Source organism: Pseudomonas sp. SG-MS2 (assembly GCF_009933855.1).
GTDB classification, from domain to species: domain Bacteria; phylum Pseudomonadota; class Gammaproteobacteria; order Pseudomonadales; family Pseudomonadaceae; genus Aquipseudomonas; species Aquipseudomonas putida_E.
In genome coordinates this window covers 17,104-30,187 of record NZ_MOMO01000244.1, presented here as the reverse complement: position 1 = coordinate 30,187, position 13,084 = coordinate 17,104, and the positions used below count along the sequence as shown (strand labels likewise).

Here is a 13,084-nt window from a genome sequence, read left to right as displayed (position 1 = left end):
CACCCCAGCGTCTGCATCGCCGGCAAGACAGGGACGCTGGGGTGAAGACTTACCCCTGGATGTACACCACCTGGGTGCGCGTGTACTCATACAACCCATGCTTGCCATCCGCCCCGCCGATGCCGGACTTGCGCGCACCGGCGTGGAAGCCCTGCATGGCTTCGAAGTTCTCGCGGTTGATGTAGGTCTCGCCAAAGTCGATCTCGCGGCAAGCCTTCAGCGCTGCATTCAGGTCACGGGTATAGAGCGATGAGGTCAGCCCATACTCACTGTCATTGGCCAAGGCAATCGCTTCGTCCAGATCGTCGACCACCTGGATCGGCAATACCGGTCCGAAGATCTCCTTGCGCATGATCTCCATGTCCGCAGCACAGCCGGCGAGCACAGTCGGCTGATAATGGAACCCGGCGCCGAGGTCGGCGACCTGCCCCCCGGTCACCAACTGGGCGCCCTGCCCTACGGCCGTGCGCACCATCTGCGCCACCTTGTCGAGGCCGGCCTGGTTGATCAGCGGCCCCATGTCCAGATCGGCCTGGCGCGAGGGGTCGCCATAGCGGATGGCCGCCATGGCCTGGCCTACCTTGTCGACGAAGGCGTCGGCCACCTTGCGCTCCACATACACCCGTTCGGCACAGTTGCAGACCTGGCCGGTGTTGATCACGCGCGAGGCGACGATGGCTTTCACCGCAAGGTCCAGGTCGGCGTCAGCCAGCACGATCGCCGGGGCCTTGCCGCCCAGTTCGAGGTTGAGCTTGGTAATGTTCGGTGCGGCCGCGGCCATGATCCGCGCGCCGGTAGCCACGCTGCCGGTGAAGCTCACCAGGTCGACACCAGCATGGCTCGACAGCCCGTGACCGACGCTCGCCCCTTTGCCACCCACCACGTTGAACACGCCTGCGGGCAAGTCTGTCTCGGCCACCAACTGGGCGAACGCGTAGCAATTGATGGGGGTTTCCTCACTGGGCTTGATCACGATGGTATTGCCGGTGAGCAGCGCCGGCGCCATCTTGCGTGCGATGAGGAAGAACGGGAAGTTCCACGGCAGAATCCCCGCCACCACGCCCAGTGGCTTGCGCATCAGGAAGATGTGTTCGTGGGCGCGGTCGCTGCTGAGTACCTCGCCCTCCAGGCGGCGCGCCCATTCGGCCATATAGTCAAGGTAGTCAGCGGTAAAGTTGACCTCGACCTGGGCCAGCGCCGGCACCTTGCCGCCCTCCTGGGTAATGATCCGCGCCAGGCGGTCGGCATTGGCCCGCACCTTGGCGGCGATCTGGCGCAAGTAGCCTGCCCGTTCAATGGCTGTCTTCGCCGCCCAGCCCTTTTGCGCCTTGCGTGCTGCTGCGATGGCGCGCTCCACCTGTTCGGCCGGTGTTTCTGGCACCCGCCCCAGCAACTGGGCGTTGGCCGGGTTGTAGACCTCGATCAGTGCCTCGCTGGGTACAAACGCGTTGTCGATGAAGTTCTGGTAGGTCGTGTCTGTCATGCTCGTGTCACTCCTGTGGTGTGTTGTCGGCCAGGGGCGGTTGGGCGACGGGCTTGGCGCTGAACCGCTGCCACGCATCGCCTTCGGCCTTCAAGTCATGGGCGCGCTTGATCAGGTACTGGTGCACCTGCTCGACCTGCTCGGGTTTGAGGTTGTCGGCGAACGAAGGCATGCCATCGGGTACCCTGCCGCCATAGAGGATGCCGAGGAACATCTGGTGCTTTTCGGCAGTGAGCTTGCGCAGGTCGGGCAGCACACCACCACTGACGGCGTGGATACCGTGGCATTGCGAGCAGTTGCCGTCATACAGGGCGGCCCCGGCAGCGACCGTTTGCGCATCGGCGGTCAACGCGGGCGGCTCCGGTGCGTCGGCCGGTGGCGCCGGCTCACGCAACTTGGCGGTACCGCCGATCTTGTAGGTCAGCACCTGGGCGAACGGCTGCACCCCGGCGCGCAGCGACAACGCGCCGGCGAAGGTGGAAAACGCCCCGCCCCAGCCGGCCATGAACGTCACGTACTGCTCGCCGTCCACCGAATAGGTGATCGGGGCAGCCATCACGCCGCTGGCGGCGGGCGACTCCCAGAGCTTTTTGCCCGAATCGGCGGCATAGGCGATCACCCGGCCATCGGCGCTGCCTTCGAACACCAGGTTGCCGCCAGTGCTCAGGGTGCCGCCGTTGAAGATGGTGATGTACGGCACCTCCCACGCCGGCGCCTGCTTGACCGGGTCCCAGGCGATCAGCTTGCCCGACCAGCTCTTGGCCATGTCCAGCAGGCCTTCGGCGCCGTCAGGCATCATGCCGGTGCGCAGCCCCAACTGGTAAACGCTCTTGAACGGGTTGCGCTTGGGCGCCTCGGGGATGTGCTCGTAGTAGGCCGACATGATATGCGCCGGGATGTACACCAGGCCCGTGTCGGGGTTGTAGGACATTGGGTGCCAATCATGGGCGCCCCAGAAAGCCGGGGTCACCAGCTTGCGCTTGCCGTCCTTCCAGTAGGCCGCCGCCTCATCGTCGATGATCGGCCGCCCGGTCTTCATGTCGATGCCTTTGGCCCAGTTGACCGGCACGATGTTCTTCGCCGACAGCAGCTCACCGGTGGCACGGTCCAGCACATAGAAGAAGCCGTTTTTCGGCGCCTGCATCAGCACTTTGCGCGGTTTGCCGTCAATGGGCAGCTCGGCCAGGATCATGTGCTGGGTGGCGGTGAAGTCCCAGGCATCGCCTGGCGTGGTCTGGTAGTGCCAGGCGTATTCGCCGGTGTCGGCATTGACCGCGACGATCGAGGAAAGGAACAGGTTGTCGCCCTTGGCCTGGCTGCGCCATTTCGGGTCCCACATCGAGCCATTGCCCACGCCGATATACAACAGGTTGAGTTCCGGGTCGTAGGCGAACGAATCCCAGGCCGTACCGCCGCCACCCCACTCGACATACGCGTCGCCGTGCCAGGTCTTGCTGGCGATCTCCATGGCTTTGTTCTCGGGCGGCAGCTTGGGGTCGCCCGGCACGGTGAAGAAGCGCCAGGCCTGTTTGCCGGTTTCGGCGTCATATGCGGTCACGTAGCCGCGCACACCGAATTCGGCACCGCCATTGCCGATGATCACCTTGCCGTTGACCACCCGCGGCGCCCCGGTGATGGTATAGCTGCGTTTGTCGTCATCGCGGGTGTCCACCGACCACACGCGCTTGCCGGTCTTGGCATCGATCGCCTCCAGGCGGCCATCGAGCACACCCACGTAGACCTTGCCCTGCCACACCGCCACCCCTCGGTTGACCGCGTCACAACAGGCCTCACCGGCGCGGTGGCGGTCAGACTGCGGGTCGTACTTCCACAGCAGCGTGCCATTGCGCGCGTCCAGGGCGTACACCACCGAAAACGGCCCGGTGGTGTACATCACCCCGTCAACCACGATCGGTGTAGCCTCCACGCCACGGTCAAGGTCGAGCTTGTAGCTCCAGGCAAGGCCGAGCTGGTTGACGTTGCCCTGGTTGATCGCCTTGAGCGGGCTGTAGCGCTGCTCGTCATAGGTACGGCCGTGGCTCATCCAGTTGCCGGGTTCCTTGTCGGCGTCGATGATGCGCTGGCCGTCGACTTCGGCGGCGAAGGCAGGTGCGCTGCACGCCAGGCTCAAGGCCAGGCAGCTCAGCAAGTGCGGCAGAGGCCGACGGTGCGGGCCTGTTCGATTCATGCTCGGTTCTCCGTTCTTGTTATGGACACCGCGTCAGGCGTCGGTAACACACAGAGCAACGGCTGTGCCATTGGCACAATGAGCTTGCCAAACCTCCATGCCAGAGCGGTTCGACACTGCACTGCCGGCACCGGCAAGGCAACACGGATTGGCGCAGCAATGAAACAGCTGCTGCAGACATGACACAGGTGTGCCAGCCGCTTGCTCGGCCAAAAAGTGTGTAGACCTGCGTGAACAAAGCCATTGGGGAGCCCGCCGCCGGGGTGCCGGTCCTCCCATTCCCGAATCATCCCGGTATCGTGCGCGCCATTGGTTCTTTCACCTTCGGAGCGGCAATGAAACTCTTCCAACCCTTGCAGATCGGCCCATTGACGTTGCCCAACCGCGTGTTCATGGCGCCCCTCACCCGCCTGCGCAGCCTGGAGCCCGGCGATGTACCCACCCCGATGATGGCCGAGTACTACGCCCAGCGTGCTAGTGCAGGCCTGATCATTACCGAGGCTACGCAAATCTCCTTCCAGGCCAAGGGCTACTCGGGTTCACCAGGCATTCACACCGCCGAGCAGATTGCCGCGTGGCGCCTGGTAAACGAAGGCATTCATGCTGCAGGCGGCCACAGCGCCGTGCAGGTCTGGCACACCGGCCGTGTTTCGCACACGACCTTGCAGCCTGGTGGCCAGGCGCCAGTGGCGCCCTCCGCCCTACCTGCCAATGCCCGTACCACGTTGCGTGACGAGCAAGGCAACCTGCTGCGCACTGAGACCTCCGTACCGCGCGCCCTGAGCGAGGAAGAGATCGCCGGCATCGTCGCCGATTTCGGCCAGGCAGCGGTCAATGCTCGTGAGGCCGACTTCGACTTCATCGAGTTGCATGCCGCTCACGGCTATCTTTTGCACCAGTTCCTTACCCCCAGCGCCAACCAGCGTGAGGACCGTTATGGCGGCAGTGTCGAGAACCGCGCCCGTATAGTGCTCGAAGCGGTGGATGCCGCCATTGCCGGTTGGAGTGCCGAGCGCGTGGGTATCCGCATTTTCCCTTTAGGTGGTTTCAATGGCGTGGACAATGGCGAAGATCAAGAGGCAGCAGGGCTGTACCTGATCAAGGAGCTGGCCAAGCGCAACCTGGCCTACCTGCACCTGTCCGAGCCGGACTGGGCTGGTGGCAAGCCGCTGCGCGATACGTTCCGTGAGGCTATTCGGGCGGCTTACCCAGGGGTCATCATTGCCGCAGGTGCCTATACCGCAGAGAAAGGCGAAGACCTGATCGGGCGTGGGTTGATCGATGCCGTGGCGTTCGGGCGCAGCTTCATCGCCAACCCGGACCTGGTGGAACGCCTGCGGGTTCAGGCGCCACTGAATGAGCATCGGGCGCAGTTCGACTATGCAAACGGGGCTGAGGGGTATACGGATTATCCGTTCCTGAAACAGGCTTGATGGCATGACGGGCCCCGCGCCTGCGGACCAGACGCTGTAGGTGTGCCGGGAATGAACCCGGCATCAGGGGCCTGACATTCGCGATCACTGCTCCCAAGGCACTCCCTGCTCCCAACTCGCCACCAGCAGGTCGATGAACCCCCGTACTCGCGGAGACAGGTGGCGTTTGCTCGGGTACACCACGCGAATAGGGTCCGCCGGTGGCCTGTAGGCGTGCAACACTTCCACCAGCGTGCCCGCGCGAAGGTCCTCCCCGGTGATGTAGGTGGGCAGGTGAATCAGCCCGAACCCTGCCCGTGCGCCATCGAGCATGGCTTCGGAGCTGTCGATATTGAGCCGCCCGGGCTCCTCGCACAGGTGCAGGCCCTCTGGCGTGTGAAAGCGCCAGGGCATGGATTTTTCCCCTGTCAGGAAGGCAATCTTGTCATGCCCGTAAAGGTCTGCCGGCACCTGCGGCACCCCGTGCTGGCGCAAATAATCGGGCGAAGCACAGGTGACGAACTGCTGCCAGGCCACAGTGCGAGTGAGCAACTGTGAGTCTTCCTTGGGTGCGCCGATCCGTACGGCCACGTCCACGCCCTCCTCGACCAGATCGACGAAACGGTCGGTAAAACGAATGTCAGCGCGCAGTTCCGGCCACTGCTTGAGGTAAGCATCGAGGACCGGCAGCACATGCCGCTGGCCCAACGACAGCGGGGCGGTCAGGCGCAGCGTGCCGGTGGGCTTGCCACGCCGCTGGGCCATGGTGCTTTCCACCTCGTCCAGGTCATCGAGAATCTGCCGCCAGCGCTCATACGCCACCAAACCCTCATCGGTCAGGCTCAATTTGCGCGTGGTACGGTTGAGCAGGCGTACCGCCATACGCGCCTCCAGGCGCGCGATGCTCTTGCCCACGGCTGAACGGGTCAGCCCCAGGCTCGCCGCTGCAGCGGTAAAACTGCCCGCCTTCGCCGCACTGACGAAAGCGGTGATGTCGCCGAAGCGGTTGGGTTCCATGTCAGGTTCCTGCGGATACTGAAGACCCGCTTAAATGGGTGCGTATTGCAGTATTGCAAGGGCCTCGTTACAGCATCCACTGCAGTGCCTTGATGACCAGCAAGTGCAACGGGTAGAACAGATACCCCCAGCGCCCCACCGCAGGCACAGGCCAGTGGTCGTGGCGCAGCAACATGCACCCGACAGGTATGGCCAGGGCCGCAGCGGCCATGGTCAGCAAAGTGACCGGTGCCAGCAGGTGCTCGAACAACCAGCTGTTGGTCAGGTTGCCCGCCACAGCCAACAGGCACGGCAGCAGCCAGGCCACTCCCCCTCGGCTGCGAGCCATCAGCCAGGCCGCAGGCAGCAGTACGCCGGGCAACCCGTACATCAGTTGCGCGCTGCACCCGGTTGCAATCAGTACGGCGCCAAGGCCGATTAGCCGCGCTGACGCCGAGGGGTGGTGCACAGCCCAGGCCACCAGCAGCCCCAAGGTCAGAGTGGGGATCACGCTGAAGGTCTGGGTAGCAGGGTCCAGCCAACGATAGGGCCCTTCAGACAGCACCATAAAAGCCAGCATCCAGCCCAGGTAGCGCAGGTTGGCACGGGTAAACAGCCGGCCCGGTGTGCTGCGCCCGACATTCACTGCGATCGCCAGGCAGAACAATGGGAAGGCCAGGCGACCGACAATGAACAGCCCCTCGGCAGCCGGCCAGAGGAAACGTACGTGGTCGGCAACCATGGTTACGATGGCCGTCCACTTGACCAGGTCCAACCCCGCTGAGCGCACGCCTCAGCGCCCGGGGCCGTCGGCCTGATGCAGGTATTGGGTGGTCCAGGCGGCCAATGGCAACGGTGGTTGCTGGTCGAGGATGCGGCGCCAGATCAGCGTCAGATCGTGGCGGTTGAACATCCCACCGACCCCGCTGCCCCGCCACACGCTTGGCGTGTGGGCAATCCAGTGACCCTGCCCATCGCGATGGGCCATGTTGAAGCGGAAGGTGTAGTTGCCGGGGATACCCATGCGCAGGTCGGTCACGACAAGCGCGCCGTCCACCTCGTCATAGCGTAACCAGTCATCGGTAAACCAGCGCAGGCGCTGCAGCAGGGGGGCATCGACCAATGCGGTGGCAAGCTGCAGGTTACGCGGCAGGCGCTGCATTTCCGGTGGCGCACGGTCGAAAACACTACTGACGCCTTCGTAATAATCGCCATCCGGGGTCTTGGCCAGCACGCGCCAGACCAGGCTGTTGAACGCGATCGGTACCGCGCGCACCTCGTTTGCGACAATCCCCTGCTGCTCGAGGGCAGCCTGGAAACGCTGCTCGGCGGCCATGCGGCCGGCCAGGCCGAACCCCAGGTAAGCCGTGCTGAACACCAGGGCCAGGCTCATCAGGCGCAACGCCTTGCCGCTCACGCCCCTGATAGCGGCGTAGAGCACGGCCGCCAGCAGCGGCACGGTGTACACCGGGTCAATGATGAACACGCTGGCCCAGCTTTGCGGGGTGAACTGCAACGGCCAGAACAGCTGCGTGCCGTATACCGTGAATGAATCGAGGATCGGGTGGGTCACCAGTACCAGCCAGAACGCCAGGAACAGCCTGGGCAAGGTGTAGCCTTTGTCAGGCCAGCGCGTGCGGCCCAGCCGGTTGACCAGCCAGGCGAGCAACAGGGCCAGGCCGGTCAGCACGAAGATCGAGTGGGAGAAGCCGCGGTGGTAGGTCATTTGCGACACCGGGTCGGCGTAGCGGATGACCACGTCCAGGTCCGGCACGGTGCCCAGTGCGGCGCCGTAGATCAACGAGCGGCGGCCCTGGATACGGCCAAGCACTGTGCCTTGCAGCGCGGCGCCGAGTACGGCTTGGGTAATGGAGTCCAAGGGAAGGTTTCCTGAGTGGGCAATACAGGAAACCTAACCCTGCGAACCCCGGTGATGCAATTGCTGCTGTGTGACAACGCGTGGCCGGTACGGGCTTAGAACAGCTGCCAGGTGTACACCAGGATCAACCGGTTTTCATCGATATCGCTACGGTAATTGGACCGCGCCATGGCATTCCTCACCCTAATCCCCAGCCCTTTGAATACACCGCTCTGCACCGCATAACCCAGATCGATATCACGTTCGCGATCCTTGCCCTCGTACCCTTGGCCGGTATCGACGTTGTTACCGGTGAGGTAGCGCACCGTCGCCGTCAGCCCCGGGATGCCCATGGCTGCGAAGTTGTAGTCATAGCGCAGCTGATAGGAGCGCTCATCGGTGTAGGCAAACTCATACGTCGGCACCTCATTGCCCAGCGGCGAAATGTTGGCGAACACCCGAGGGAACGGGCTGTCGCCGTACATCGCCTGGTACCCCGCGTGGAAGCTGTGCCCCCCTCGCCTAGCAGTGAGCAGCGAAAAGAATGCCTGGTTGTCGATGGTGCCCAGCAACGCATCACCTTGCTCACGGGCGGTGAAATAGCCCAGGTTGGCACTGAGCACCCAGTCCCCTAGCGGCTTGCTGTGCTTGAACCCGACAAAGCCCTGGGCATAGACGTCTTCCAGTTGCCCGTACCAGAGGCTGGCGCTGCTCTGGTTGCCGTTGAACGCGTAGTCGCCCCCGACATAGTTGAATGCGTCGCTCTCGACCTGGCGCTGGGGCACATGGCCGAGCATGGCGTTCATCTTGCCGTCGCCGCCTTCGTTACGCAGGTGCGAGCCGGTGAGATGCCCGGCCTGCACCGTCAGGCCGTCCAGTTCGGACGTGCTGAGGCTGACGCCCTGGTAAGTGGGCGGCAACAGCCGGATATCGCTAAAGGTCAGCACCGGCAGGTTGGGCTGCAGTTCACCGACGCGCAATTCGGTTTTGGATACCCGTGCCTTGAACGTAGGAGCCAGGCGGCTGTATTCGTCGCCGGCCCTGCCATCACCGTGCACTGGCAGCAGCCCTGTATTGGCCCGGTCAGGGCTGCTGTCGAGCTTGATGCCCAGCACGCCCAGCGCGTCGACCCCTACGCCTACGGTGCCTTGCGTGTAGCCGGACTTGAAGTCAAGGATGAAGCCCTGCGCCCACTCCTGGGCCTTGGACTGCTGATTGGCGCCGACGATGTCGGAAAAGTCACGGCTGAAGTAGTAGTTGCGGGCGCTGAGGCTGGCTTTGGCATCCTCGAAGAAACCGCCTTCGGCGGCGGATAACGGTTGGCTGAGCAGGGTCAGCCCGATGGCGACGCAAGGGGTTTGGTTCATTCCGAAGCTCTCTTGATCTTGTTGTTATGGGTAAAGCGTTGGTAATACGAGTTTCAAGGTGAACGGCGCAGGGCCTCCTGGGCATGCGGGCGACGCAGCCTGAGCAGCGCGTGTGCCAGCAGGCCGAACAGCAGCCCCCAGAACGCTGCCGAAAGGCCAAGGAAAGACACCCCCGAAGCGGTGACCAGGAAGGTGAACAAGCCGGCGTCGCGCTCTTGCGGCTCAGCCAGGCTGCGGGCCAAGGCGTCGCTGATCGCGCCATACAGCGCAAGCCCGGCCAGCGCGGCTATCAAAGCAGCAGGAAAGGCGGCGAACAGCGACATCAGCGTCGCCCCGGCGATGCCCAGCAACAGGTACAGCGCACTGCCGGCGACCGCCGCGACATAGCGCCGGCGCGGGTTGTCATGGGCCTCGTGGCCCGTGCACAGGCTGGCGGTGACGGCAGCGAGGTTCAGGCCATGGCAACCGAACGGCGCCAACAAGGCTCCGCCGATGGCACTGGCGCTGATCAACGGGCTGGCGGGCGTTGCATAGCCTGCGTTGCGCAGCACCGCCATGCCCGGCATGAATTGACCGGTCAGCGCCACCAGCACCATCGGCAGTGCCAGGCTGAACAGCGCCGCAAGGCTGAACTGCGGTGTGATCCACTGCGCCGAGGCCAGTTCCAACACCAGTGCCTCGCTGCGCAGTGCGCCACTGGCAAAGGTGACAACGGCACCCACACACAACACCGCGGCCACGGCGTAGCGCGGTTGCAGCCTGCGCATCAGCACATAGGCAACGAACATCGCCAGCACCAGCCCCGGCTGCACCGGCAATGCCCGGAACACCTCGGTGCCGAAGCTGAACAGAATGCCGGCCTGCATGCCGGCGGCGATCGAGCCCGGCAGGCGCGCGATGATGCGGTCGAAGGCCCCGCTGATGCCGATCAGCAGCAGGACCAGGTTGGCCACCAGATATGCCCCTACTGCCTGCTCCAGTCCCAGTTGGGGTAAGGCCGTGACCAACAGTGCCGAGCCCGGGATGGACCAGGCGATCACTATGGGTACCCGGTAGTACAGGCTCAACAAACCGCCGAGTACAGCGCTGCCCATGGAGATGGACCAAACCCAGGAAGACAGCAGGCCCGGGGCCAAGCCGGCGGCTTCGGCGGCGTGAAAGATGATCACCAGCGGGCCGGCGTAGGAAATCATCGTCGCAAGGCACCCTGCGACGATGGCGGAAAGGGAGCAGTCCTTGATCAGGTTTTTCATGGGCCTCTCGCTGCAGTAGTGGGTTGCAAGGGCTTTGCGCTTGATCGCCGGCAAGCCGCTCCCCAGACACCGCTGAGTTCAGTGCCTGCGCTGTTCCTGCAGGCGCCGGCGTGCCCGCGATCCAGACTTAGCCTTCCTGCAAGGCCCGAGGCCGCCCGCTGCGCTGCTCATCCGCGCCTTGCAGCGCCTTCTGCAACTGGAAGTCGAACTTGAGTTCGGCATAGCGCCCGTCGGCCCCCTCACGGAACACCACCTCACCGACCAGCCCATCGCGCGTGGCATAGGCAAAGTCATCCCACAGGTACTTGTCGCCAGACAGGTTGATCTGTGTGGTCAGGTGCCGGTGCCCCGGCGCCGAGATGAAGAAGTGCACATGCGCCGGGCGCTGGCCATGGCGGCCCAGCAGGTCCAGGCATTCCTGGGTCGGCCCCTGCGGGTCGCAGCCATAGCCCGAGGGCACGATGGAGCGCGCGCGGTAGCGGCCTTCGGCGTCGGTGACGATGCGTCGGCGCAGGTTGTACTCGGACTGGCTCGAGTCGAAGAACGAGTAGGTACCACGGGTGTTGGCATGCCACAGGTCAACGGTGGCACCGGCCAGCGGCTGGCCGTGGGGGTCGAGCACCTGGCCTTCGAGGAACATGACCGTGGCCACGCCCTCCTCGCTGCCGTCATCCATACGCACCTCGCCTTGGGCGATGGGCGCGCCGGCAACGTACAGCGGGCCTTCGATGGTGCGCGGGGTGCCACCGCTCAGGCCTGCCTCGGCATCCTTGGCATCCTGCAGCAGGTCGAGGAAGTGCTCGATCCCCAGCCCCGCTACCAGCAGCCCGGCCTCGCCACGGCCGCCGAGGCGGTTGAGGTAGTCCACACCCAGCCAGAACTCGTCTTCGCTGATTTCCAGGTCTTCAATCAGGCGGGCGGTGTCCTGCAGCACACGCTGAACGATGCGTTTAAGGCGTGGGCTGCCATTGTCGTTACCAAAGCCTGCTGCTTCTTCGAAGAACTTCTGGGCGTCGGCAGTGTGGGAAATTTTCACGGTCATGATGGTTATCTCGTCTTGTTCTTGTGCGAAAGGCGTGTTTCAGCGGTCGTCGGCGTGGATCGATGACGGGTGACGGCACAGGCCGTCGACCTCGATATCCATGTACGGAAACAGCGGCAGCAACATCAGCGTGTCGTGCAGCGCCTCGACGCTGGGCACGTCGAACACGCTGTAGTTGGCGTAGTGCCCGGCGATGCGCCACAGGTGACGCCAGGTGCCCTCGCGCTGCAGGCGCTGGGCAAGTTCCTTCTCGTCGGCCTTCAGTTGCCTGGCCTTGGCCGGGTCCATGTCGACCGGCAGCTTCACGGTCATCTTCACGTGGAACAGCATGGGGTTTCTCCTTTGATGTCAGCGGCGGGCGAAGCGCGCCAGGCGGTGTTCGTCGAGGGTCAGGCCCAGGCCTGGGGTACGGGGCACGTGCAGCTGGAAGTCGTGGTACTGCGGCGGCTCGTTGACGATCTCTTCGGTCAGCAGCAGCGGCCCGAACAGCTCGGTACCCCAGGTCAACTGGCGTACCGTGAGGAAGGCGTGTGCCGAAGCCAGGGTGCCGATAGAGCCTTCGAGCATGGTGCCGCCGTACAGGGCGATGCCGGCCGCTTCGGCAATCTGTGCGGTGCGCAGCACGGCACGCGGGCCGCCGTTCTTGGCGATTTTCAGGGCGAAGATGCTGGCGGCACCGTCCGCAGCCAGGCTGAACGCGTCCTCCACGCTTTCGATGGACTCGTCGGCCATGATCGGCGCAGGGCTGCGCTGGTTCAGGCGCACCTGGCCGCTGCGGTTGATGCGTGAGATCGGCTGTTCGATGAGGTCGATACCGTTGTCACCCAACACCTGGCAGGCGCGAATGGCCTGGGATTCGTCCCAGTACTGGTTGACGTCGACCCGCACACTGGCGCGCTCGCCCAGCTCACGCTTGATCGCCACCACATGTTTCAGGTCCTGTGCCAGGGGGTTGGCGCCGATCTTCAGCTTGAACACCCGGTGGCGGCGAACCTCCAGCATGTGCTCGGCCTCGGCGATGTCACATGCCGTGTCCCCGCTGGCCAGGGTCCAGGCCACCTCAAGGCTGTCGCGCACGCGCCCGCCCAGCAGCTCACTGACCGGCAGCCCCAGGCGTTTGCCCTGGGCATCGAGCAAGGCGCTCTCGATACCGGATTTGGCGAAGGTGTTGCCCTTGGCCAGCTTGTCGAGCTTGAGCATGGCGGCATTGATGTTGTCGGCAGCCATGCCCACCAACGCCGGCGCCAGATGCGCGTCGATATTGGCCTTGATGCCCTCGGGGCTTTCGTAGCCGTAAGCCAGGCCGCCGATGGTGGTGGCCTCGCCGATACCTTCCACACCGTCGCTGCAACGCAGGCGCAGGACCACCAGGGTTTGCTGCTGCATGGTGTGCATGGCCAGCTTGTGCGGGCGGATGGTGGGCAGGTCGACGATGATCGCCTCCAGCCGTTCAATGGTTGGGCTTGTCATGAAAAGCTCCCGTTC

11 protein-coding genes are annotated in these 13,084 nt (G+C 64.2%); 1 reads left to right on the top strand and 10 read right to left on the bottom strand.

All coding sequences use genetic code 11. From position 1 onward, the window contains the following. Positions 1-49: 49 nt before the first annotated feature. Together aldA and BLX42_RS22965 are read right to left on the bottom strand one after the other, a co-directional pair. Entirely contained in the window at positions 50-1,483 is a 1,434-nt protein-coding gene (gene aldA, locus BLX42_RS22970; protein WP_046786167.1) for an aldehyde dehydrogenase, read from the bottom strand. Between the two features lie 7 nt (positions 1,484-1,490). After that, positions 1,491-3,671, bottom strand: a complete 2,181-nt coding sequence (locus BLX42_RS22965; RefSeq protein ID WP_161872730.1) for a PQQ-dependent dehydrogenase, methanol/ethanol family — start codon at positions 3,669-3,671, stop codon at positions 1,491-1,493. Between the two features lie 335 nt (positions 3,672-4,006). Here BLX42_RS22965 and BLX42_RS22960 point away from each other — a divergent pair, with 335 nt between their 5' ends. Further along, complete coding sequence (locus BLX42_RS22960) at positions 4,007-5,104, top strand: alkene reductase (protein ID WP_161872729.1); 1,098 nt, start codon at positions 4,007-4,009, stop codon at positions 5,102-5,104. Between the two features lie 84 nt (positions 5,105-5,188). On the opposite strand, the gene BLX42_RS22955 is transcribed toward BLX42_RS22960, so the two are convergent. The 8 genes from BLX42_RS22955 to BLX42_RS22920 all read right to left on the bottom strand — a co-directional run bounded on the left by BLX42_RS22955 (position 5,189) and on the right by BLX42_RS22920 (position 13,069). Next, entirely contained in the window at positions 5,189-6,100 is a 912-nt protein-coding gene (locus BLX42_RS22955) for a LysR family transcriptional regulator (RefSeq protein WP_115274755.1), read from the bottom strand. A 67-nt stretch (positions 6,101-6,167) separates the two neighbouring features. Then, positions 6,168-6,869 carry a TraX family protein gene (locus tag BLX42_RS22950; protein WP_161872728.1) on the bottom strand — a complete coding sequence of 234 codons (702 nt, stop codon included), beginning with the start codon at positions 6,867-6,869 and terminating at the stop codon, positions 6,168-6,170. 3 nt (positions 6,870-6,872) lie between these two features. Then, a complete protein-coding gene (locus BLX42_RS22945; protein ID WP_115274754.1) occupies positions 6,873-7,958 on the bottom strand; it encodes a metal-dependent hydrolase in 1,086 nt (361 codons plus the stop codon). Positions 7,959-8,053: 95 nt separating this feature from the next. Beyond that, entirely contained in the window at positions 8,054-9,304 is a 1,251-nt protein-coding gene (locus BLX42_RS22940; protein ID WP_046786161.1) for an OprD family porin, read from the bottom strand. Between the two features lie 53 nt (positions 9,305-9,357). Beyond that, complete coding sequence (locus tag BLX42_RS22935) at positions 9,358-10,557, bottom strand: benzoate/H(+) symporter BenE family transporter (RefSeq protein ID WP_046786160.1); 1,200 nt, start codon at positions 10,555-10,557, stop codon at positions 9,358-9,360. Positions 10,558-10,684: 127 nt separating this feature from the next. Next, positions 10,685-11,599: a catechol 1,2-dioxygenase gene (gene catA, locus BLX42_RS22930; RefSeq protein WP_161872727.1), complete on the bottom strand. Its 915-nt coding sequence runs from the start codon at positions 11,597-11,599 to the stop codon at positions 10,685-10,687. Between the two features lie 39 nt (positions 11,600-11,638). Next, a complete protein-coding gene (gene catC, locus BLX42_RS22925) occupies positions 11,639-11,929 on the bottom strand; it encodes a muconolactone Delta-isomerase (protein ID WP_046786158.1) in 291 nt (96 codons plus the stop codon). 18 nt (positions 11,930-11,947) lie between these two features. Further along, positions 11,948-13,069, bottom strand: a complete 1,122-nt coding sequence (locus tag BLX42_RS22920; protein ID WP_046786157.1) for a muconate cycloisomerase family protein — start codon at positions 13,067-13,069, stop codon at positions 11,948-11,950. Between the last annotated feature and the right edge of the window lie 15 nt (positions 13,070-13,084).

Bases quoted from the DNA above. Each gene is read 5' to 3' on its own strand.
- aldA (WP_046786167.1), bottom strand. From the start codon at position 1,483: ATGACAGACACGACCTACCAGAACTTCATCGACAACGCGTTTGTACCC.
- BLX42_RS22960 (WP_161872729.1), top strand. From the start codon at position 4,007: ATGAAACTCTTCCAACCCTTGCAGATCGGCCCATTGACGTTGCCCAAC.
- catA (WP_161872727.1), bottom strand. From the start codon at position 11,599: ATGACCGTGAAAATTTCCCACACTGCCGACGCCCAGAAGTTCTTCGAA.
- BLX42_RS22955 (WP_115274755.1), bottom strand. From the start codon at position 6,100: ATGGAACCCAACCGCTTCGGCGACATCACCGCTTTCGTCAGTGCGGCG.
- BLX42_RS22920 (WP_046786157.1), bottom strand. From the start codon at position 13,069: ATGACAAGCCCAACCATTGAACGGCTGGAGGCGATCATCGTCGACCTG.
- BLX42_RS22965 (WP_161872730.1), bottom strand. From the start codon at position 3,671: ATGAATCGAACAGGCCCGCACCGTCGGCCTCTGCCGCACTTGCTGAGC.
- BLX42_RS22935 (WP_046786160.1), bottom strand. From the start codon at position 10,557: ATGAAAAACCTGATCAAGGACTGCTCCCTTTCCGCCATCGTCGCAGGG.
- BLX42_RS22940 (WP_046786161.1), bottom strand. From the start codon at position 9,304: ATGAACCAAACCCCTTGCGTCGCCATCGGGCTGACCCTGCTCAGCCAA.
- catC (WP_046786158.1), bottom strand. From the start codon at position 11,929: ATGCTGTTCCACGTGAAGATGACCGTGAAGCTGCCGGTCGACATGGAC.